The organism is Neptunomonas concharum (assembly GCF_008630635.1).
Taxonomy (GTDB): Bacteria; Pseudomonadota; Gammaproteobacteria; order Pseudomonadales; family Balneatricaceae; genus Neptunomonas; species Neptunomonas concharum.
Genome location: NZ_CP043869.1, coordinates 307,637 through 327,516 on the forward strand (window position 1 = coordinate 307,637; position 19,880 = coordinate 327,516).

The 19,880-nt window shown below is 46.7% G+C and carries 18 protein-coding genes; 6 read left to right on the forward strand and 12 right to left on the reverse strand.

Translation table 11 applies throughout. From position 1 onward, the window contains the following. Positions 1–4: 4 nt before the first annotated feature. From pyrR to metK, 8 genes are all read right to left on the reverse strand, one after another. Positions 5–514, reverse strand: a complete 510-nt coding sequence (pyrR, locus tag F0U83_RS01470; RefSeq protein ID WP_138986182.1) for a bifunctional pyr operon transcriptional regulator/uracil phosphoribosyltransferase PyrR — start codon at positions 512–514, stop codon at positions 5–7. After that, complete coding sequence (ruvX, locus tag F0U83_RS01475; RefSeq protein WP_138986183.1) at positions 495–971, reverse strand: Holliday junction resolvase RuvX; 477 nt, start codon at positions 969–971, stop codon at positions 495–497. Before ruvX ends, pyrR begins: the two co-directional genes overlap by 20 nt. 11 nt (positions 972–982) lie before the next feature. After that, positions 983–1,555 (reverse strand): YqgE/AlgH family protein, encoded by a 573-nt coding sequence (locus F0U83_RS01480; RefSeq protein ID WP_138986184.1) that lies wholly within the window; start codon positions 1,553–1,555, stop codon positions 983–985. Positions 1,556–1,596: 41 nt separating this feature from the next. Next, complete coding sequence (locus tag F0U83_RS01485) at positions 1,597–2,553, reverse strand: energy transducer TonB (protein WP_246077593.1); 957 nt, start codon at positions 2,551–2,553, stop codon at positions 1,597–1,599. Beyond that, entirely contained in the window at positions 2,550–3,506 is a 957-nt protein-coding gene (gene gshB / locus F0U83_RS01490; protein WP_138986185.1) for a glutathione synthase, read from the reverse strand. Before gshB ends, F0U83_RS01485 begins: the two co-directional genes overlap by 4 nt. 57 nt (positions 3,507–3,563) lie before the next feature. Then, on the reverse strand, positions 3,564–4,292 hold the full coding sequence (locus F0U83_RS01495) for a 16S rRNA (uracil(1498)-N(3))-methyltransferase (protein ID WP_138986186.1): 729 nt from the start codon (positions 4,290–4,292) through the stop codon (positions 3,564–3,566). A 51-nt stretch (positions 4,293–4,343) separates the two neighbouring features. Next, on the reverse strand, positions 4,344–6,458 hold the full coding sequence (locus F0U83_RS01500; RefSeq protein WP_138986187.1) for an EAL domain-containing protein: 2,115 nt from the start codon (positions 6,456–6,458) through the stop codon (positions 4,344–4,346). Between the two features lie 149 nt (positions 6,459–6,607). Beyond that, positions 6,608–7,798 (reverse strand): methionine adenosyltransferase, encoded by a 1,191-nt coding sequence (gene metK, locus F0U83_RS01505; RefSeq protein WP_138986188.1) that lies wholly within the window; start codon positions 7,796–7,798, stop codon positions 6,608–6,610. A gap of 287 nt (positions 7,799–8,085) precedes the next feature. Here metK and tkt point away from each other — a divergent pair, with 287 nt between their 5' ends. From tkt to F0U83_RS01535, 6 genes are all read left to right on the forward strand, one after another. After that, positions 8,086–10,080 carry a transketolase gene (gene tkt / locus F0U83_RS01510; RefSeq protein ID WP_138986189.1) on the forward strand — a complete coding sequence of 665 codons (1,995 nt, stop codon included), beginning with the start codon at positions 8,086–8,088 and terminating at the stop codon, positions 10,078–10,080. Positions 10,081–10,141: 61 nt separating this feature from the next. After that, positions 10,142–11,170: a type I glyceraldehyde-3-phosphate dehydrogenase gene (locus tag F0U83_RS01515; RefSeq protein WP_138986190.1), complete on the forward strand. Its 1,029-nt coding sequence runs from the start codon at positions 10,142–10,144 to the stop codon at positions 11,168–11,170. Positions 11,171–11,204: 34 nt separating this feature from the next. Beyond that, positions 11,205–12,371, forward strand: coding sequence for a phosphoglycerate kinase (locus F0U83_RS01520; protein WP_138986191.1), 1,167 nt, complete (start codon positions 11,205–11,207; stop codon positions 12,369–12,371). A gap of 48 nt (positions 12,372–12,419) precedes the next feature. Then, entirely contained in the window at positions 12,420–13,484 is a 1,065-nt protein-coding gene (fba, locus tag F0U83_RS01525; RefSeq protein WP_138986192.1) for a class II fructose-bisphosphate aldolase, read from the forward strand. Positions 13,485–13,576: 92 nt separating this feature from the next. Next, positions 13,577–14,191, forward strand: a complete 615-nt coding sequence (locus F0U83_RS01530; RefSeq protein ID WP_138986193.1) for a MarC family protein — start codon at positions 13,577–13,579, stop codon at positions 14,189–14,191. 66 nt (positions 14,192–14,257) lie between these two features. Continuing rightward, positions 14,258–14,680 (forward strand): YidB family protein, encoded by a 423-nt coding sequence (locus F0U83_RS01535; RefSeq protein ID WP_138986194.1) that lies wholly within the window; start codon positions 14,258–14,260, stop codon positions 14,678–14,680. A gap of 76 nt (positions 14,681–14,756) precedes the next feature. Here the strand turns inward: F0U83_RS01535 and F0U83_RS01540 are convergent, their stop codons facing one another. From F0U83_RS01540 to F0U83_RS01555, 4 genes are all read right to left on the reverse strand, one after another. Further along, positions 14,757–14,966 (reverse strand): cold-shock protein, encoded by a 210-nt coding sequence (locus F0U83_RS01540; RefSeq protein WP_138986195.1) that lies wholly within the window; start codon positions 14,964–14,966, stop codon positions 14,757–14,759. A 310-nt stretch (positions 14,967–15,276) separates the two neighbouring features. After that, positions 15,277–16,911 (reverse strand): methyl-accepting chemotaxis protein, encoded by a 1,635-nt coding sequence (locus tag F0U83_RS01545; protein ID WP_138986196.1) that lies wholly within the window; start codon positions 16,909–16,911, stop codon positions 15,277–15,279. Positions 16,912–17,146: 235 nt separating this feature from the next. Further along, positions 17,147–17,983: an NAD-dependent protein deacetylase gene (locus F0U83_RS01550; RefSeq protein WP_138986197.1), complete on the reverse strand. Its 837-nt coding sequence runs from the start codon at positions 17,981–17,983 to the stop codon at positions 17,147–17,149. Further along, positions 17,970–19,808 (reverse strand): cation:proton antiporter, encoded by a 1,839-nt coding sequence (locus F0U83_RS01555; RefSeq protein WP_138986198.1) that lies wholly within the window; start codon positions 19,806–19,808, stop codon positions 17,970–17,972. Before F0U83_RS01555 ends, F0U83_RS01550 begins: the two co-directional genes overlap by 14 nt. Positions 19,809–19,880: the final 72 nt, after the last annotated feature.

The window sequence follows — 19,880 nt, forward strand, 5'->3', positions numbered from 1 at the left end:
GGGGTTAGTCTTTCTGGCGAATGTCGAGGGACAAAGGTTCTGGCCCTGTCAGTTTTATTTGCTGATTTGGGCCGAGTGTTAATGTGCCGCCGTATACATCGGCTTGAATAGGTAACTCCCTACGTTGTAAATCTAACAGGGTTACCAAAGTGACAGAAGCTGGGCGCCCGTAGTCAAATAACTCATTCATCGCTGCGCGAATTGTACGGCCGCTCATAATGACATCGTCAACCAGAATAATATCTCTGCCTTCCGTAGGGCAGGGTAGTTGAGATGCCTGTACTTTAGGGTTAAGGCCAATCTGCGAGAAGTCGTCACGATAGAATGAAATATCTAAGGTACCTATTGGGCTATCAAGCTCAAGGGCATTATGCAAACGCTCAGCGATCCAGATGCCGCCTGTTCTTATGCCAATCACTAAGGGGTTATCTATTTGTCGGTGCGTAAGCAGTGTACTTAATTCAGATGCCATTTTGTCGAGCAGGATGTCGACGTTAAGCGTTCCCGTTACCATAAAGGTCCTCCAGTCGGGTGTGACTTGGAATGTGTTGAGTGCTGTTGATCCAGCGATCAAAAATAATTTGAGCGGCAAGCCCATCTACCGACTCTTTGCGGAAATTATTGCTTCCGCCTCTCGAAAAATGTATCTCTTTGGCTTCGCTGGTGGAGAGGCGTTCGTCAATGAGGTAACAAGGCTTTTGATAGCGATCTTGAATGCGATTGGCGAACTTACGTGCGCGTCGTGACATGTCACTGATGGAGCCATCCATATTGAGAGGGATGCCTACGATCAGTGCGTCGGGCAGCCATGTTTCCATGACTTTATCCAAAGCTACCCAGTCAGGTTTGCCATCTTGTGCTGAAATAGGAGCAAGTGCCGTAGAGGTGGCAGTTAATGACTGGCCGATGGCAAGCCCTATGCGGCGCGTACCAAAATCAAAAGCCAGCAGTTGTTGGCTGGGTTGTATCATTAGTTATCTTATTAAGCATGCCCTGAGTGGGCTGTCAGTAGATTTAAGTTAACCCCCAGCAATGCGGCGGCGGCCTGCATTCTTTCCTCTGCAGGCATATTAAACATTATATCTGAATTTGACGGGCAGCTTAACCAGACATTGTCACTAATTTCCTGCTCCAGTTGGCCAGCCCCCCAGCCTACATAGCCAAGTGCTATGAGTATTTCATTATTTGTAGGGAGGCCTTGCCCTAGTGCTTCCAGAATATCAAGGGAGGTGGTTAATGTGATCTCATCGGTAATGGAGCGGCTAGAAAGCCATGGATTACCTAATAAGTTCCTGTGTAGTACGAAGCCTCTGTCATTTTGTAAAGGGCCGCCAGCGTAGATGGGGGTTGTGGCTGCTTCAGGCTTGGAGAGGAGTTCTAGATGGCTGAGCATCTCGTCTAAGCAGAAACTCATGGGGCGATTGATGACAAGCCCCATAGCGCCATACTCGCTGTGGTCGCAGATATAGATAATAGTCTCGGCAAACTCATCATCGTCGAGATGAGGCATTGAGATAAGAAAGTTATCGCGTAAACAGGTCTTCATTTCAGACATGATAAAACCACACGTTAAAGTTGAAACTGACCTTAATAGGTTTAGTACAAATGTGTGGTTTTCTCAAATTTCCAGGTGCGGATAATTTCGAGAATATCTGTGCTTTTTCGCATCTCGACGCTGAACGGTTGGAAAGGCGCGGCGAGTCTGACGATACGAACGGCAGCATCATCAAGGGTTTTATGCCCTGAAGACTTCAGTATTTCAACGTTTTTCAGGCTGCCGTCAGGTTTGATAGAAACTAATACCCTTAGCGTGCCATACAGCTTATTCTTCCGCGCATCTTCTGGATAGTTAAGATTGCCGATCATCTCGACACGTCGTCGCCAATTATCAAGATAGATCGCATCTTCATGAATAGTGGTTGAAACGGAGGTTAAACGGCGAACTCTAGGCCGCTTTGCAAACTGTTCCTGCTGCATTTTGAGTTGCGCTTGTAAATTAGCAATCTCTAAACTATGGGCGAGTAGTGCGCTGGATTGACCGCTCTTGGGTTGGCTCTTAGTCGCTTCGGTTTTTTTAGGCTTAGGGGAGCGCTGCGTCTTTTTCTTTTCTGTTGTTGTCACAACCTTGCGAGGTGTTTTTTCGGTCCGCTCCGCGCTACCGTCTTTATCAGATATTACCGCTTTAGGCTGTTCGCTGGTGAGGGGTGTTGGCTCCTCAATCTGAGGCGTGGGTAGTGCTGCTTGGTCACGTATTTTGTCATCCTGAAAGACAGACTTTTCCGTTGTAGAAAGTAGTCTCTTTTCTTCCAGTGTTCCGCTTCCTTCCTGATTCGCTTGGGCAAGGAAGTCGGCCTCTTTGGGTTTGGTTTCAGTGGGCTGTTGCGCCAAGGTGATCTCTAGCGTTCTGATAGGAGGCGCTTTTTGGGTGTTAACGAAGGAGCTACCCATAATGGCAACAGCATGTAGAGCCACTGCCATAAACAGGGTGAAACCAAGTCGGTCAACCGGGGTGATCGACTTGGGTTTTGGTAGAGAAGGTGCTGCGTTGATCACTCAGAACCTTTCCGTTGTGCTTCGATGGCATCCATGAGTTGACCAGCAATGTCTAGATCGAACTGCGTATCCAACTCGCGGATACAGGTTGGGCTGGTTACGTTGATTTCGGTTAGGTAATCACCAATCACGTCTAGGCCAACAAAAAGCAATCCCTGTGCTTTTAATGAAGGGCCTACTTGTTCGCAGATCCAGCGGTCACGATCTGTCAGTGGTCTGCCTTCTCCTCGCCCACCTGCTGCTAAGTTACCTCGTGTTTCGCCCCCTGTAGGGATGCGAGCAAGCGCATAAGGGATAGGTTCGCCATTAATCATTAAAATACGTTTGTCACCGTCTACAATTTCGGGGATATACTTTTGCGCCATGATTGTCTGCTTCCCATGATCGGTCAGCGTTTCGATGATTACGCCCAAGTTGACACCATCTTCGCGAATACGAAAAATCGAAGCGCCGCCCATGCCATCTAATGGTTTGAAAATGACATCGCCATGCTCTTTGTGAAAATCCCTTAGAAGCTGATTGTCGCGAGTAACCAAGACTGGAGGGCAGCATTGGGGGAAATGTGTCGCAAACAGCTTTTCGTTGAAGTCTCGTAAACTCTGGGGACGATTAACAACTAAAGTTCCCTCTTTTTCAGCCATTTCAAGCAGGTGAGTGGTGTACATAAACTCATTGTCGAACGGAGGATCTTTGCGCATTAAAATGACATCTAGGTCACTTAAAGGTGCGCTACGATATTCGCCGCGGGTAAACCAATTTTCTGGATCCATTCTAACCGTCAGCGGTGCCATCTTCGCTAAAGCTTTACCATCTCGAAGATATACATGGCTTTGCTCCATGTACCAAAGCTCCCAGCCTTTCTCCTGGGCGGCACGCAACATCGCAAGCGAACTGTCTTTTTTAAAATTGATACTGTCAATGGGATCCATGACGATGCCGACTTTTAGTGCCATTTGATCGATTCCTCAGGTTATTTGCCGCCAAAGTGTAGTCTATTTAGGTGTCTGTACCTAGCCCAGATCGCCCCATAAGTATTGCAGAATTGATAAAGCAGCAACAGGCGCGGTTTCGGTGCGCATAACTCGCGGCCCCAGAGTTACGGGTTGAAAGCCTGCATCAACCGCCATAGATATTTCTTCATCAGTTAGCCCACCTTCGGGCCCGATCAGCAGAGCTATGCTGGTTGGTGTTGCCATTTGGTTAAGAGGGGTTTGCGTATGGTGATGCAAGACTAGTTTCAAATCGGCTTCTACGCTGCCAAGCCAATCTTGTAATTTGTCTGCAGGGTTAATAACAGGCAACGTATTGCGCAATGATTGTTCGCAGGCGCTGATAGCGACTTGTTGCCAATGGCGTATCCGCTTATCTTGCCGCTCACTGTTTAATCTGACTTCGCAGCGCTCTGTAAACAGCGGCGTCATCGCATACATTCCCATCTCGGTTGCTTTTTGTACGGCATAGTCCATACGCTCGCCGCGGGAGATGGACTGCCCTATGTGAATGTTAAGAGGACTCTGGCGGTTGATAGCGCGGGTGGCTTGTACTTTTACACTTGCGCTACGTTTGTCTGCTTGCTCAATGATGCACGAGTACTCATTGCCGTTGCCGTCAAATAGATGTATGTGATCCCCTGTTTTCATGCGCAATACTTTGCAAACATGCTGAACCACTGTGTCGCTTAGGGAGTGGAGTTGCCCTTCTGCTAATTGCGTGGGTTCGTAGAATCGGGGTATCCGCATGGTCGTTTTCCGGCAAACTAAAAGGGCTATTATGCCATTGTTAAGAGCGAGTTAGGCCACTTCTATGACTAAATTCTGATTATCCATCAGTCTTTCCAGTTGCGAAGCCATTAGGGGTTTACTTAGCAAGAATCCTTGTACGATGTCGCAGTTCAGGTTGCGTAGAATACTCAGTTGTTCAGCCGTTTCTACCCCTTCTGCAACGACGCTAAAGCCTAGTCCTTGTGCCATTTGAATAATCGCCTCGACGACTTTCTTATCGCCTGTACTGCCATCAAGATCCTCAATAAAGGCACGGTCAATTTTGACTTTGTTGATATCTAAACTACGGATTCGACTGAGTGAGGAGTAGCCTGTCCCAAAATCATCTATAGAGATTGATAAGCCGGTTTTACGAATAGCTGCGATCTTTTTCTGTAATAAATCTACGGATTCGATAAGAACGCCTTCGGTTAACTCAAGCTCCAGCATTGCAAGGGGAAACTGATAGCGCTCGGTTATACTGCTGATTATCGAGTCCCAATCGCTACGCATAAAGGTTAAGCCTGATAAGTTAATAGCTAAATGGGGTGGTTCGATCCCTTGGTCGATCCACTGCTGTATCTGTTTGGCCGCAGCATTTAGCACCCAGTTATCTAAGCGGGATACCAAACCACTCTGTTCAGCGAAGGTGACAAATTTAGCTGGGGAGATAAACCCCCTTGTAGGGTGCTCCCATCTCAGTAACACCTCTGCAGAAATCATGTGATTACTTTTAAGATCATAGAGCGGTTGGAATACGAGGTAGAATTGGTCCTCTTCGAGGGCTTGTTGTATATCTTTCCAGAGTTCCAGTCTTTCATCTAGCGCGAAGGTTCTGAGCTGATTAAAAAACATATAGTCTAACTCTAGGCGTCTGGCTTCACCGAGCGCTTCTTCTGCATGACTGATCAATTGTAACTCTTGTGATCCGTCCTCTGGTGAGATGCTAATCCCTGTCCTTGACTGAAAAGACAGCTGCTGACCTTCTATTGTTGTGGGTTGCATGATGATCTCTTGCAGGTCATTTACAAAGCTGCTTATCTCATGAAAGCCCACCACTTCGCTTTTTACGATGGCAAGTGAGTCGTCGCTATGTCTGGCGAGCAGATCATGTGTGTTTAACAGCGTGTTTATTCTGTTCGTCAGGCTGTTAAGCACTTGGTTGCAGTACTCTGTTCCCCACTGTGCTTGAATGTCCCGTAACAATGGGATTTTTGTGATGATCAAGGTACAAGGATTGGAATTGGGGCCGACGAGTCTCAGTCGAGAGGAAAGTTGCTCGCTCAAAGCCTTGCGAGTTAACAACTGAGTGGCAGGGTCGAAAGTTTCGAGGTATTTGGCTTGCTCGTTTTCTTGTCTGAGTTTGGCGTTTTCCTCGATTTGTTTTCGATAGTGCAGGAGTGCTTGTGCGATTTTTCCCAATTCATCCTGCCTATCAGTATCTTGAATATCCCCGTCAAATTCATCACGTGTGATTCTTTCTATTTCGTCGACGATTCTTGAAGCTGGTGCTGTAATGTTATGAGCGATCCAAGAGGCGATCAGGTACGCTAATAGTAAAGAGACGATAATCGCTAGTGTATAAGTCATGCTACGTTGAGATAGGGTCTGGTCTAAATCATCAAGATAGATACCTGTACCTAGAATCCAGTCTGTTCCGGGTATGAGCATGGCGTACCCCAATTTATCCACAGGTAAGTCTGTTCCAGGTCTTGGCCAAAGGAATTGCCAGTAAGCTTGCCCTGACGCTTTAATGCCTGTGAGCATGAGTTGTGTAATTGCGACGCCATTTTTATCGGTGATGTGGCTAAGGTCTTGACCTTCTAATTCTGGCTTGATCGGGTGGACAATGTTGAAGCCGTTTAGGTTATAGAGGAATAAATAGTTGTCATCGTCGTAGCGTAAATTGTTGAGTATTGAACGTGTTTGGTGGAGTTTTTCTGCCTCGCTGATGTTGGCATTTAGCATAGGCTGAAGGATGCTTGCAGTGCTCTCGACAACGCTTTGTATAACATTCTTATGGGAGTTTATAAGGTCCTGTTGGGAATATCTTAGAGAGAGTGTGTAGGACGATAAAATGCTGACTACCATCAGCCCAACAAGGCTTAGGAGCTTCCAGCGAATGCTGATATCTTTTAGGCGCATGAGTTCTCTGAATATCCTTATTAATCCTACTGCGTTTTACATACTGCTGTTAATCATTAGCTGAATTATCTGATTTTGCTAGTCTTATACTAGATTAAAGGCAATAAAAAAGGCGCTAATGCGCCTTTTCTTGAGAAGCGTCAGAAGATTTAAAGGCCTGCGTCGGCTTTAAGTGCTTCAACTTTATCCGTGCGTTCCCATGTGAAAGCGGTGAACGTGTCATCGTTTACCGTCATCTCATAGGGGTTGCGACCAAAATGACCGTAGGCTGCCGTAGCTCGGTACATTGGGTGAAGCAGATCTAGCATACGTGTAATGGCATGAGGGCGAAGGTCAAAATGACGGTTGACCAGCTCGATGATCTTCTCGTCAGAGATCTTACCTGTGCCAAATGTGTTTAATGATACTGATGTCGGCTCCGCAACGCCAATTGCATAGGAAACCTGGATTTCACAGCGATCCGCTAAACCAGCGGCTACAATGTTTTTAGCAACATAGCGGCCAGCGTATGCAGCAGATCGATCTACTTTTGAAGGATCCTTACCAGAGAATGCTCCTCCACCGTGGCGTGCCATGCCGCCGTAGGTGTCAACGATAATCTTTCGGCCAGTCAAACCGCAATCACCCACTGGGCCACCAATGACGAAATTGCCTGTTGGGTTGATATGGAATTTGGTCTCTTTGCTGATCCACTCTGCGGGCAGAACGTGCTTAATGATCAGCTCCATTACTGCCTCTTTCAGGTCGCTCTGAGAGACTTCAGGATTGTGCTGAGTTGATAAGACAACTGCATCAATTCCGGCAGGTTTGCCGTTTTCGTAACGGAAAGTTACCTGAGATTTTGCATCGGGACGTAACCAAGGTAGTAGGCCTGATTTACGTGCTTCCGCTTGACGCTCCACTAGGCGGTGTGAGTAAGTGATTGGTGCTGGCATTAGAACATCTGTTTCGTTAGATGCATAACCAAACATTAAGCCTTGGTCGCCTGCGCCTTGGTCTTCTGGTTTGGCACGATCGACACCTTGATTGATATCTGGTGATTGCTTACCGATGATGTTGATAACACCACAGGTCTCACCATCGTAGCCCACTTCCGATGAGGTATAACCGATATCGCAGATTACACCACGTACTAGATCTTCAAGGTCGACCCATGCGGATGTTGTAATCTCACCAGAAACAACAGCAACCCCGGTTTTTACCAGTGTTTCACAGGCAACGCGCGCATATTTATCTTCGCTGATAATAGCGTCCAGTACGGCATCAGAGATCTGATCGGCAATCTTGTCTGGGTGTCCTTCAGAAACGGACTCAGAGGTAAATAGGCTGTATTCGCTCATCGCGTGTGGGTATCCTCAAAAACTGGGTTAAGTAGATGTCGGTAAAAAGGTACGTACGGACATCATAGCAATATGAAAGTCAGGGAAGCATTTTATCGCCCTTACTGAGGTAATGCATGATTTATGATTCAATTTTTAATGAAAATTTCATGAATCATCATGAAAATCCTTCACTTTTTGTTTTATTCCGGTTTTTTCGTTGAAGATAAACCGCATCTGCGAGAAAATTGCGCCAGTTTTTTTCCTTCCCCTTTACTGAAATTGGGTATATCCCAGGAGTTGATTGAATGTCCTCTCGCAGAGAACTGGCTAATGCTATTCGTGCATTAAGTATGGATGCTGTTCAGAAAGCAAAATCGGGCCATCCGGGCGCGCCAATGGGCATGGCAGATATTGCCGAAGTGCTCTGGAATGATTTTCTGAAACATAATCCAACTAATCCACAATGGTTTGATCGTGACCGCTTTATTTTGTCGAACGGTCATGGCTCCATGTTGATCTATTCTCTGCTGCATCTGACGGGCTACGATGTATCGATTGATGACATCAAAAACTTCCGTCAGCTTCATGCTAAAACGGCAGGTCACCCTGAATATGGTTACTGCCCTGGCGTTGAAACAACAACTGGACCATTAGGGCAGGGTGTTACCAATGCGGTAGGTTTTGCGATTGCCGAAAAAGCAATGGCCGCACAATTCAATAAAGAAGGCCACGCGCTGATTGACCATAACACCTATGTGTTTATGGGAGACGGTTGCATGATGGAGGGTATCTCCCATGAAGCGTGCTCTTTGGCAGGAACCTTAGGCCTAGGTAAGCTAATCGCATTTTGGGATGACAACGGCATATCTATCGACGGTGAAGTGGAAGGTTGGTATACCGACGATAACGTAAAACGTTTTGAATCTTATGGCTGGCAAGTGATTCCGGGTGTTGATGGCCATGATGCTGATCAAATCCGTGCCGCTATTGAGCAGGCTCAAGCAAACACGGATCAACCGACGCTGATCTGCTGCAAAACCATTATCGGTTTTGGTTCACCAAACAAAGAAGGCAAAGAAGATTGTCATGGTGCTCCACTTGGGGATGATGAGATCGCATTGACCCGTGAACGTTTGGGTTGGACACATTCAGCGTTTGAGGTGCCAGAAGATATTTATGCCGATTGGGATGCAAAAGAAGCTGGTCAGCACGCAGAAAATGAGTGGAATGAGCGTTTTGCGGCTTACCGAGCGGCTTACCCTGAACTGGCTGACGAGCTGCTGCGTCGTATTTCTGGTGAACTGCCTGCTGATTTCGCTGAGAAAGCGGATGCCTATATTGCTGATGTTGCTGCAAAAGGTGAGACGATTGCGTCACGTAAAGCCTCTCAGAACGCACTCAATGCTTATGGCCCGCTTCTACCGGAACTACTGGGTGGTTCTGCAGACTTGGCAGGTTCTAACCTGACCTTGTGGTCCGGTGCTAAAGGTATCGAGAAAAATGATGCCTCCGGTAACTACTTATTCTATGGTGTGCGCGAGTTCGGCATGTCTGCCATCATGAATGGTATCGCCTTGCATGGTGGTTTTGTTCCTTACGGTGCTACCTTCCTCGTATTTATGGAGTACGCGCGCAACGCTTTGCGTATGGCTGCTCTTATGAAGCAGCGCACGATTCATGTTTATACGCATGATTCGATCGGTCTTGGTGAAGATGGCCCGACTCACCAACCAATCGAGCAAGTTTCGAACCTTCGTCATACGCCCAATATGAGCTGTTGGCGCCCTGCGGATGCGGTTGAATCCGCGGTTGCATGGAAGGCGGCTCTAGAGCGTACAGATGGCCCAACAGCTATGGTATTCTCTCGTCAGAATCTGCCACACCAGGTGCGAACACCTGAACAGATCGCTAACATTGCCCGTGGTGGTTACATTTTGCGCGATACAGACGGACAGCCTGATGCGATTTTGATTGCGACAGGTTCCGAAGTGGGCTTGGCAATGGATGCTGCAGAAGTATTAGCCTCAGAAGGTAAGCAAGTACGTGTTGTCTCGATGCCTGAAACGGGTGTGTTCGATAAACAGGATGCAGCTTACCGCGAATCTGTATTGCCAGCGTCTGTCACAGCGCGTGTTGCTGTAGAGGCGCTACAGGCTGACTTCTGGTACAAATATGTTGGCCTCAATGGTGCTATCGTTGGTATGACTACTTTTGGCGAATCGGCCCCTGCAGATCAACTGTTTAAGCACTTCGGCTTTACGGTTGATAATGTTGTTGCCACGGCTAAATCCGTTCTGTGATAAATATCAAGCCGGGCAATCATGTCCGGCTTCTTTCTTTTCTTGTGTTATAGCGAATCCAATGAGCTACCGAATAGCAATTAATGGTTATGGTCGTATCGGGCAGTGCGTGTTGCGTGCTATCTATGCTAATAATTTGCAAAAAAAATTGCAGGTTGTCGCCATTAACGAGCTTTCTGATATTGAAACGGTCACTTATTTGACCCGCTATGATACAACTCACGGACGTTTTCCGATCGCGGTTGAGCATGATGGTAAAGACTTATGGGTTGGTGGGGACCGTATCCATATCTTGAATCAGCCGGATCCGCGAAGCGTTCCTTGGGGTGAGTTAAATATTGATCTGGTCATTGAGTGCTCGGGGTCTTTTAGTGATCGGGAAACAGCAGATCTACACATCCAATCTGGTGCTAAGCGCTTATTGTTTTCGCAGCCTGCCCGTCCAGAGGTTGATGCCACCATCGTTTATGGTCTGAACCAAAGGTTACTATCTAATGATATGCAAGTTGTATCAGCGGCATCCTGTACCACTAACTGTGTGGTGCCCGTCTTGTCATTGTTACATGACTCCTTTGGGATTATTAACGGTGTGACAACAACTATCCACTCGGCTATGAATGACCAGCCTGTGATTGATAGTTATCATCAAACGGATCTGCGCCTGACTCGAAGTGCTATGCAGTCCATCATCCCCGTTGATACCGGTCTTGCGAAAGGTATTGATCGTCTTTTACCGGCGCTTGCAGGGCGCTTTGATTGTTTGCATCTGCGTGTGCCGACCATCAACGTTTCGGTGATGGATATGAGTATTAATGTAAGTCAGAGTGTCACACCCCAAAGCGTCAATGAATTGCTAAGTCAGGCAGCCAAAGGCCATCTAAGCGGGTTAATAGGTTATACCGAAGAACCCCACGCATCCGTAGATTTTAATAGTGATCCGCGCTCGGCCATTGTGGACGGAACGCAGACCCGTGTCAGCGGTGGCTCGTTAATTAAGTTGCTATGCTGGTTTGATAACGAATGGGGTTTCGCTAATCGAATGTTAGATGTTGCTACCGACTGGCTGCAGCTTGAAGATCGAATTAACTAATTTTTATGTTTAATTAAGTAAGTAGGACATGACCATGAGTGTATTGAAGATGACTGATCTGGATCTAAGCGGTAAACGCGTCTTGATCCGTGAAGACCTCAATGTTCCCGTTAAGGATGGACGGGTAACCTCGGACGCGCGTATCCGTGCATCATTGCCCACCATTGAGTTAGCTATGAAAGCCGGTGCAAAAGTGATGGTGATGTCTCACCTTGGGCGCCCCACCGAAGGTGAATATGAAGAGCAGTACTCGTTAGCACCTGTGGCGGCGCATCTGTCTGAAATGCTAGGTTGTGAAGTGCCTCTGATTAAAGATTGGTTGGATGGCGGCTTTGATGTGGCAGAAGGTGAACTGGTATTACTTGAAAACGTTCGCTTTAATGCAGGCGAGAAAAAAGATAACGAAGCCTTGTCACAAAAAATGGCAACTTTATGTGATATCTATGTGATGGACGCCTTCGGTACGGCACATCGCGCTCAAGCTTCAACCCATGGTGTAGCACGCTTTGCAGAGGTTGCTTGTGCGGGGCCCTTATTGGCTAATGAATTAGATGCATTAGGTAAAGCGTTAGATAACCCAGCGAGACCGCTTGCAGCGATTGTTGGGGGTTCCAAAGTGTCGACTAAGCTGGAAGTATTGAACTCTTTATCAGACAAAGTTGATCAGCTCATTGTAGGTGGTGGGATCGCTAATACCTTCTTGGCGGCAGCTGGCAAACCGGTTGGTAAATCGCTTTGTGAACATGATCTCATTCCTGTTGCCCAAGAGTTGATGAAGAGAGTCAATATTCCTCTGCCGGTTGATGTGGCCGTGGCGACAGAGTTTGCGGAGACCGCAGAAGCTACTGTCAAGCTGGTAGATGATGTTACTGAAGATGACATGATTCTAGATATAGGGCCTCAATCAGCACAAAATTTAGCAGCCTTATTAAAAAGCGCAGGCACCATCATTTGGAATGGTCCTGTGGGTGTTTTTGAGTTTGATCAGTTTGGTAACGGCACCAAAGTATTGTCATTGGCGATTGCGGAAAGTGAAGGCTTTTCCATCGCCGGTGGTGGTGATACGCTGGCGGCTGTTGATAAATATGGCATTGCCGCTCAGGTATCCTATATCTCGACAGGTGGTGGCGCCTTTTTAGAGTTTGTAGAAGGCAAGGTTTTACCTGCAGTAGCGATTTTAGAGACCCGCGCGGCTCAGTAATCGAGTGCTCGTTGAGCGACAATCATTTTTTAAAATAGGTGAACAAGCATGGCTTTAATTTCAATGCGTCAGCTGCTGGATCACGCGGCGGAAAACGGATATGGCATTCCTGCATTCAATGTAAATAACCTTGAGCAGATGCGTGCCATCATGGAAGCGGCTGATAAGACCGACTCCCCAGTGATCGTTCAGGCTTCTGCCGGTGCCCGAAAATATGCAGGCTCAAATTTCCTGCGTCATATGATTTTGGCGGCAACGGCTGAGTTTCCGCATATTCCTGTATGTATGCATCAGGATCACGGTACATCTCCGGCGATCTGCCAGCGCTCAATCGCCATGGGCTTTTCATCCGTCATGATGGATGGTTCTTTGATGAGTGATGGTAAAACACCATCAAGCTACGAGTACAATGTTGATGTGACTCGTCGCACTGTTGAAATGGCACATGCGTGTGGTGTTTCTGTTGAGGGTGAGCTAGGCTGCTTAGGCTCATTGGAAACAGGGCAGGCTGGTGAAGAAGATGGTGTCGGTGCTGAAGGTATTTTGTCCCACGATCAGATGCTAACAGACCCTGATGAAGCGGCTGACTTTGTCAGCAAAACCAATGTGGATGCTCTAGCGATCGCTTGTGGAACATCCCACGGGGCCTATAAATTTACACGTCCGCCGACAGGGGATATTCTGGCCATCGACCGTATTCGTGCAATTCATGAGCGTTTACCTAATACGCACTTGGTTATGCATGGCTCTTCTTCTGTACCGCAGGAGTGGTTGGCGATCATTAACGAATTTGGCGGAGAGATCCCAGAAACCTACGGCGTGCCAGTTGAGCAAATTGTAGAAGGGATCAAATATGGCGTTCGTAAAGTCAATATCGATACCGACTTGCGTTTAGCATCAACGGGTGCGATTCGCCGCTTTTTGGCAGAAAACCCGTCTGAATTTGATCCGCGTAAATATTTGAAGAAGACGATAGATGCAATGAGCGAGATTTGTATTGCTCGCTATGAAGCCTTTGGCACAGCAGGTCAGGCTTCTAAAATTACGTCTATCTCTTTAGAGAATATGGCGGCAGCCTATGAAGCGGGCAAGCTGGATGCAAAGATTGCTTAATCTTTGAGAAATACTGAAAAGCCGCCGCTTTTTGGCGGCTTTTTTGATGGTACTTTTTTATTAATGATGAATGCCTGAGCAGAGAGATCTAAATGGCCCTGATTGTATCCACGTGGATAAAGTTTGTATTTTTATTTGCACCCTTCTTCGTGGTGTCAATGTTTCTCGCACTCACGCGAACGGATAGCGCAGCAGAGCGGAGGAAAATCGCTAACCGAGCCGTCTTGGCTGCATTGCTGACCAGTTTGGTATTATTCTTTTTTGGCTCACCCTTGTTTGAGTTGTTAGGCATAACCTTGGACTCTTTTAGGATTGGTGCGGGAATTCTGCTTTTTTTATCGGCTATCAGCTTGGTAAGAGATGGTGTTAGAGTGAATGCAGAGGTGCCGGCAGAGCAGCGCGATGATGTATCTGTGGTGCCGCTAGCTATTCCTACCATTATCGGCCCTGCGACGATTGGTGCCATTCTTGTTTATGGTGCAGAGTTGAATGGTGTAGATATTATTTATGGATTAGTAGGCTTGGTATTGGCGCTGCTCTGTTTACTGATCTGCTTACACCTATCGACTTGGCTTGAGAGAATCTTAGGCAAAACAGGGTTAAATGTACTGAGTAAAATAACCGGTTTGATTCTGGCGGCTATGGCGTCGCAGATTGTACTGACAGGTATTCATGGATTTATAGCAACTTCTGGTTTAGTAAATTAATACCGGATTCATAACACATCCCGTAACCTTTCGGGTAACTATCTAGACTATGTGGGGAACGAACAGATGGATTTAATGAAAATGGCGACTGACCTTTTTCTTCAGAAGCTGGGCAGCTCTGCAGGAAACCTTAATAGCGACGTAGTAGCGTCGGCGCTTAGCGCATTGCTAGGTGGGGAGAATGGCCAACTGGATTTAGGTGCCTTAGTGGCAAAATTCAGTCAAGGGGATTTAGCATCGTTGGCACAATCTTGGTTAGGTGACGGTGCTAACGCTAATTTTTCTATTGACCAAGTTTTGTCAGTACTGGGTGCATCTCAAGTGAGTGAGTTTTCGGCAGGTTTGGGCATAGAAGAGAGCGATGCAAGCTCAGCGCTATCTGAAATGATTCCTGAACTTATTGATCAGAATAGCTCTGCAGGTGGTTTGCTGGATGCTGTTGGCGGTGTCGGTGGTCTGGCAGGTATGGCTTCGAAGTTCTTTCGCTAGTCACACCCTTTCTAACAGATAAAATAAAAGCAGGCTCTGATGAGCCTGCTTTTTTAGGAATCGGGTAGATTACGCTTTACAGCGGAGTTACCTGATCAGCCTGTGGGCCTTTCTGGCCTTGCACTTCAACGAAGCTTACAGCCTGACCTTCAGTTAGGGTACGACGACCTTCACCGATGATTGAACGGAAGTGAACGAACAGATCCGAACCGCTATCGCGCTGGATGAATCCGTAACCTTTTTCGTCATTGAACCACTTAACGGTTCCAGTTTGTGTATCTGACACGGTAATAACACTCAATAGTAATTAACGGTAGCTTCTTAGAATAATCCAAGAGGGCTTAATCACTGCGTCAGGAGCACAAGAGAGAGGGCTGGAGCAGATAAAGCTTTGTAAGATGTAACCACTTCAACACAAAACACTTGATCTCAAAACACAGATCAGATATCGAGTGTATATCCTCATTTAAAGTAACGCAAATATCTTAGGTAAAAAATCTATCAGAAGAAAGGAAGGGGCTTATCGAGTGATTCTCATAAACGATAGACTCCCCTAAAGTCCGTTTTTAGGGGAGGATCAAAGAGGTAGGCGTTTGTTAGACGGTGAAGCGTCTCACTAATGAATCCAGGTTTGCAGCCAGCTTGGCGAGTTCATCACTGGATTGGAGAATCTGAGTTGTGCCTGCGGTAGAGGCATCCGATGCATCGTTTATGGTTACTAAAGAGCGGTTAATCTCTTCCGCTACACTGCTTTGCTCTTCAGATGCACTGGCAATCTGCGCATTCATATCTGTGATGCTAGATACTGCCTGCTGGATAGCAATCAAAGCTTCACCGGCTGCAGCGGCTTGCTCACCCGTTGCTTCTGCCCGTTGACGGCTATGTTCCATTGCTTCAGCCGCTGTTTTTGTTCCTGTTTGTAAGCGCTCAATGGCCTGCTGAATTTCTGCAGTGGATTGTTGTGTGCGTTGCGCCAAGGTTCTTACTTCATCGGCAACTACCGCAAAACCACGCCCTTGATCACCTGCGCGGGCTGCTTCAATCGCCGCATTCAATGCTAGTAGGTTAGTTTGCTCTGCGATACCCCGTATCACTTCGATAATTGATCCGATATTGTTGCTATCAGTTTCAACAGCACCAATTTTATCAGCAACTGAACGTACTTCTTCTATTAGCTCGTTGGTAGCGCTCACCGCTTTCGCCACGATGTTGTTACCTTCTTGTGCCTTCACTAGCGTATCTTGGGCTGCCAAATCCGCCATCTCTGCGCTTTTGGCAACGTCTATGACGGTGGAGGCCATTTCATTCATTGCTGCAGCAACTTGCTGCACTTCCTGGTTTTGGAAGCTGATATTTTCCTGTGCAGTTCCACTGACGGTATTTAGCTCTTTAGCGGATGTTGAGAGATGCTTGGATGAGGTATTGATCTGGTTAATCAACTCGCGCATTTGTGCAATCATGGTATTGAAACTGAGGCCTATTGTAGCCAGCTCATCTTTACCTTTAACATTGACAGCTAGCGTTAGGTCAGACTGTTGCGATATCGCCTCCATGGTTGACCTTAGATGCTCAATGGGCTGGCGAATCGACTGGTAGATGAAGTAGCCAAGTAGTGCTAACACCGCAATTAATATACCGGAGATCGTTAGCAGCAGCGTAAAGTTCTTTTCGTAAGCTTTATCGAGAGTGTCTACCGTTTTCTGCGTGTTTGCTAATTGGTAATTAACTAAATCAGTTATTTTTCCACCAATAGGATCAATCGTGGCGTATAGCGGGCCGTCATATTTATCCACTTTTCCTTCTAGATTGGTGCCTTGGTTGGCCGTTAGAAAAGAGCGAAATCCTGCAATAGAATCATTCGCGGGGCCGAAAAATTGCTCGGCTTCTTTGCTAAGACGTTTTTCCTCTGGTGAATGCTTTAATGATAGATAGTCAGCCCATTTCTCTTTTATGCGTGCTGTGGCTGTATCTAAGTTGGAGATGGCTTCATTGGAATCCATCAGGCCTGCGTTAACTTTGTTAGCGGTATCTATTACGAGTACGGCATAGTCATCAGCGATCACCTTAAGGTCTTTAAGTGGAACGACTCTATTGTGATAAACCCTCTCAAGCCCATCGTGGGAGTTTTTGAGTTCTGAAAGGCTAATCAGCAATACGGCAATAAGAGCAATAATGGGTAAAACCAGCAGGATAAGAAGTTTTATGCGAATGCTCAGGGATGATATCAGCATAGTCGTGCCTCGTAGCAACAAAAATTGAAATAGAACTGCCCTCCTTGTCGGCGACCAAAGAGATATATTAAGTATAAATATGCGGCTCTTTGATCTTATTTTTGACTATCATGCAGTACTCAACTACAGATGAAATGGACCATCTGTGATTACATCAGTACCTTGAGGTTAGGATAGAATTTTCATATATACAAGGAAGTATAAAAAGATAGTTACATACTGAAAAAGGGAATACTTAGCTTTTGATTAAGTGTTTCAATGTGTCATTGATAGAGGTGTTAAGCTTTAAAGTGAGTAGCTCGTCTGCGCGGGTTTTTCCCAAACTAAGTGCAGCAATAGGTAGTCTCCACTCGTAAGCTCGTTTGCAAAAGCGATAGCCGGAATAGACCATCAACGAGGAACCTATGACTAATAAAGCATCTGCTTGGCTGAGTGTCTGAAGGGTCTCTGCTACGGTTGATTTGGGTACATTATCGCCAAAAAATACAACGTCGGGTTTGAGGATGCCGCCGCAGTTTGGGCATTCTGATACGTGAAACTGGCTAAAGTCGACATTGTCTAGGTCGGCATCGCCATCGGGAGCGGGTGAGGCTTTGAAGTGCATAAATGATGGGTTGTGATCCATCATCATATTGTGCGTTTCGTCCCTACTCAGTATTACAGAGCAGTTTATACATACAACTCGATCTGAGCGGCCATGAAGATCAATAATATTTTTGTGCCCTGCTTTTTGGTGCAGCCCGTCGACGTTTTGTGTAATGAGAAGCTCAATGATGCCTTGCTGCTCAAGCTGTACTAAATGGTGATGAGCTTGGTTAGGCTCTGCATCGCGCATGATAGGCCAACCTATTAGGCTTCTTGCCCAGAACCGTTGACGTGTGGCTTTATCAGTAATGAAAGCGTGATGTTGCACGGGTTGTTTGCGCTTCCATTCGCCTTGCTGATCGCGGTAGTCCGGTATGCCAGAGTCGGTACTGATGCCAGCACCGGTCAGTACTACCAAGCGTGGGTGCTTCTCGATGAAGTCACGCAATGCGTTGCCAGCTTCGTTGGTCTTATTAAACAGCTGCATGTTTTGGGTCTGTAGATGTTTCTGGTGGTTTTTCCTGACGGCTATCTATCGAGATAATTATCCAGCCTTCTTTAATGGTGGTCTGGTGTTCAGGCGAGAGTATTCTCAGTCGCCCTTCTGGTGATATCGCCATTAATAGAGAGCGGTCAGATTGATTTGCTTCGCGCCATGCTTCTAGAGAGTAGTCCACAGTTAAGCGTGTTGCCTTAATATTGGCACCTTGGCTTAGTAAACTGGAAAGCTTTTTGAAGGAAAAGGCATCCTCACCTAAAAAGTGTCCTTGGTGGGTATGGGATACTGACGCTCTAGCGGTCGACTCTTCAGGTTTTTCGGTTGATACAGAGTAAATATTGCGCTCATCAAACTCGTTTCTAAAGTGCAGGCTTGCGAGCGTATTAACATCGCGCTGAGGCGTGGTGGCTAAGAGTTGTCCATAACCTCCAAACTCCAGCTTTTCTGAAACGCGTAAAGATAGTGGATTGGCATGGAAGGTGTTTAGGCCTTTCATACGTGCTTCGCTGATATTTTCCCAGCTAGGATCAATTAATAGGGTCGGAATATCTTGCTTTTGAAGAATATCAGCAATAGCTCTGGCTACTCTGTTTGCTCCTATAATAACTAGTCCTCTAGGTTCAGGTTCCGTGACCTTTAAGCGTTTTGCTATCCATTTTGAGGTGGCGCTTTGAAAGACTACAGTCCCGATGATGACCGCAAAAGTAAGTGCTGTCAGAATATTGGCTTGCTCATATCCGCTCTCTTCAAGCCGTAAAGCAAACAGTGCTGATACCGCAGCTGCAACAATACCGCGTGGTCCTACCCAAGCAATTAGCGTGCGCTCACGCCAATTCAAATCACTACCTAGTGTGCATAGGGCGACAGAAATCGGCCGTACAACAAATTGGATAACCGCCAGTAACAAAAGGGCAGGAACTCCCAGCGTTATAAGTTCGTTAAGATTAAGACGTGCGGCCAATAGAATAAATAGGCCAGAGATCAGTAAAATGGTGAGATGTTCTTTAAACGATAGAATCTCGCTCAGGTTAATATTGCGCGAGTTTGCCAGCCAGATCCCCATGACGGTAACCGCCAGAAGTCCGGATTCATGCGCTAAATGGTTGGATAGGGTAAAGATACTCAGTACCAATGCAAGGGTTCCGAAAGCCTGCAAATAGTGGGGCAGCCAATGGCGACGGATAACAAAGGCAAGGCAGTAGGCGGCCAATCCACCCAGAAAGGTACCTATCAAGATGATCTCTGCAAAGAGGAATGCTGTATGAGCGAGCTTCTCTCCCTGTTGGCTGCTGATGATCCATTCATAGACTAATACTGCCATAAGAGCACCGATTGGATCGATGATAATGCCTTCCCAGCGTAAGACGTTAGATATTCGGCTGGTAGCGCGTAAGGTTCTCAGCATAGGGACAATAACGGTTGGCCCTGTGACGACGACCAAGGCGCCAAAGAGTGCTGAAAGCTCTACCGATAAACCAATAAGCCAATGGCTGGCTAAAGCAATCATTCCCCAAGTCACTAAAGCGCCCCATGTGACTAAACGCCTGACCACTTTGCTGACGTCACGTACTTCTGAAAAATGAAGTGTCAGACTGCCCTCAAATAAAATAATTGCGATCGATAAGGAAACAACAGGGAAAAGCAGGTCTCCCAGTAGCTGGTCAGGATTGAGTACACCGAAAACAGGGCCAAGCAAAACACCTGCAATCAATAGAAAGAGAATAGCGGGCAGCTTAAGCCGCCAGGCGCTCCACTGGCAGGCAATACTGATTAAAGCAATGAGAGCAAGTAGTGCAGTATCTGAAAGCAACATACAGATTCCATGGTTTATAAGCTAAGGCTGCTGATACTCTACCGATTATGTCCGGAAAAGCCAGCTGCTTGT

Coding starts and splice junctions, on each gene's coding strand:
- pyrR (WP_138986182.1), bottom strand. CDS start 514: ATGGTAACGGGAACGCTTAACGTCGACATCCTGCTCGACAAAATGGCA.
- ruvX (WP_138986183.1), bottom strand. CDS start 971: ATGATACAACCCAGCCAACAACTGCTGGCTTTTGATTTTGGTACGCGC.
- F0U83_RS01480 (WP_138986184.1), bottom strand. CDS start 1,555: ATGTCTGAAATGAAGACCTGTTTACGCGATAACTTTCTTATCTCAATG.
- gshB (WP_138986185.1), bottom strand. CDS start 3,506: ATGGCACTAAAAGTCGGCATCGTCATGGATCCCATTGACAGTATCAAT.
- F0U83_RS01495 (WP_138986186.1), bottom strand. CDS start 4,292: ATGCGGATACCCCGATTCTACGAACCCACGCAATTAGCAGAAGGGCAA.
- F0U83_RS01500 (WP_138986187.1), bottom strand. CDS start 6,458: ATGCGCCTAAAAGATATCAGCATTCGCTGGAAGCTCCTAAGCCTTGTT.
- metK (WP_138986188.1), bottom strand. CDS start 7,798: ATGAGCGAATACAGCCTATTTACCTCTGAGTCCGTTTCTGAAGGACAC.
- tkt (WP_138986189.1), top strand. CDS start 8,086: ATGTCCTCTCGCAGAGAACTGGCTAATGCTATTCGTGCATTAAGTATG.
- F0U83_RS01515 (WP_138986190.1), top strand. CDS start 10,142: ATGAGCTACCGAATAGCAATTAATGGTTATGGTCGTATCGGGCAGTGC.
- F0U83_RS01520 (WP_138986191.1), top strand. CDS start 11,205: ATGAGTGTATTGAAGATGACTGATCTGGATCTAAGCGGTAAACGCGTC.
- fba (WP_138986192.1), top strand. CDS start 12,420: ATGGCTTTAATTTCAATGCGTCAGCTGCTGGATCACGCGGCGGAAAAC.
- F0U83_RS01530 (WP_138986193.1), top strand. CDS start 13,577: ATGGCCCTGATTGTATCCACGTGGATAAAGTTTGTATTTTTATTTGCA.
- F0U83_RS01535 (WP_138986194.1), top strand. CDS start 14,258: ATGGATTTAATGAAAATGGCGACTGACCTTTTTCTTCAGAAGCTGGGC.
- F0U83_RS01545 (WP_138986196.1), bottom strand. CDS start 16,911: ATGCTGATATCATCCCTGAGCATTCGCATAAAACTTCTTATCCTGCTG.
- F0U83_RS01550 (WP_138986197.1), bottom strand. CDS start 17,983: ATGCAGCTGTTTAATAAGACCAACGAAGCTGGCAACGCATTGCGTGAC.
- F0U83_RS01555 (WP_138986198.1), bottom strand. CDS start 19,808: ATGTTGCTTTCAGATACTGCACTACTTGCTCTCATTGCTTTAATCAGT.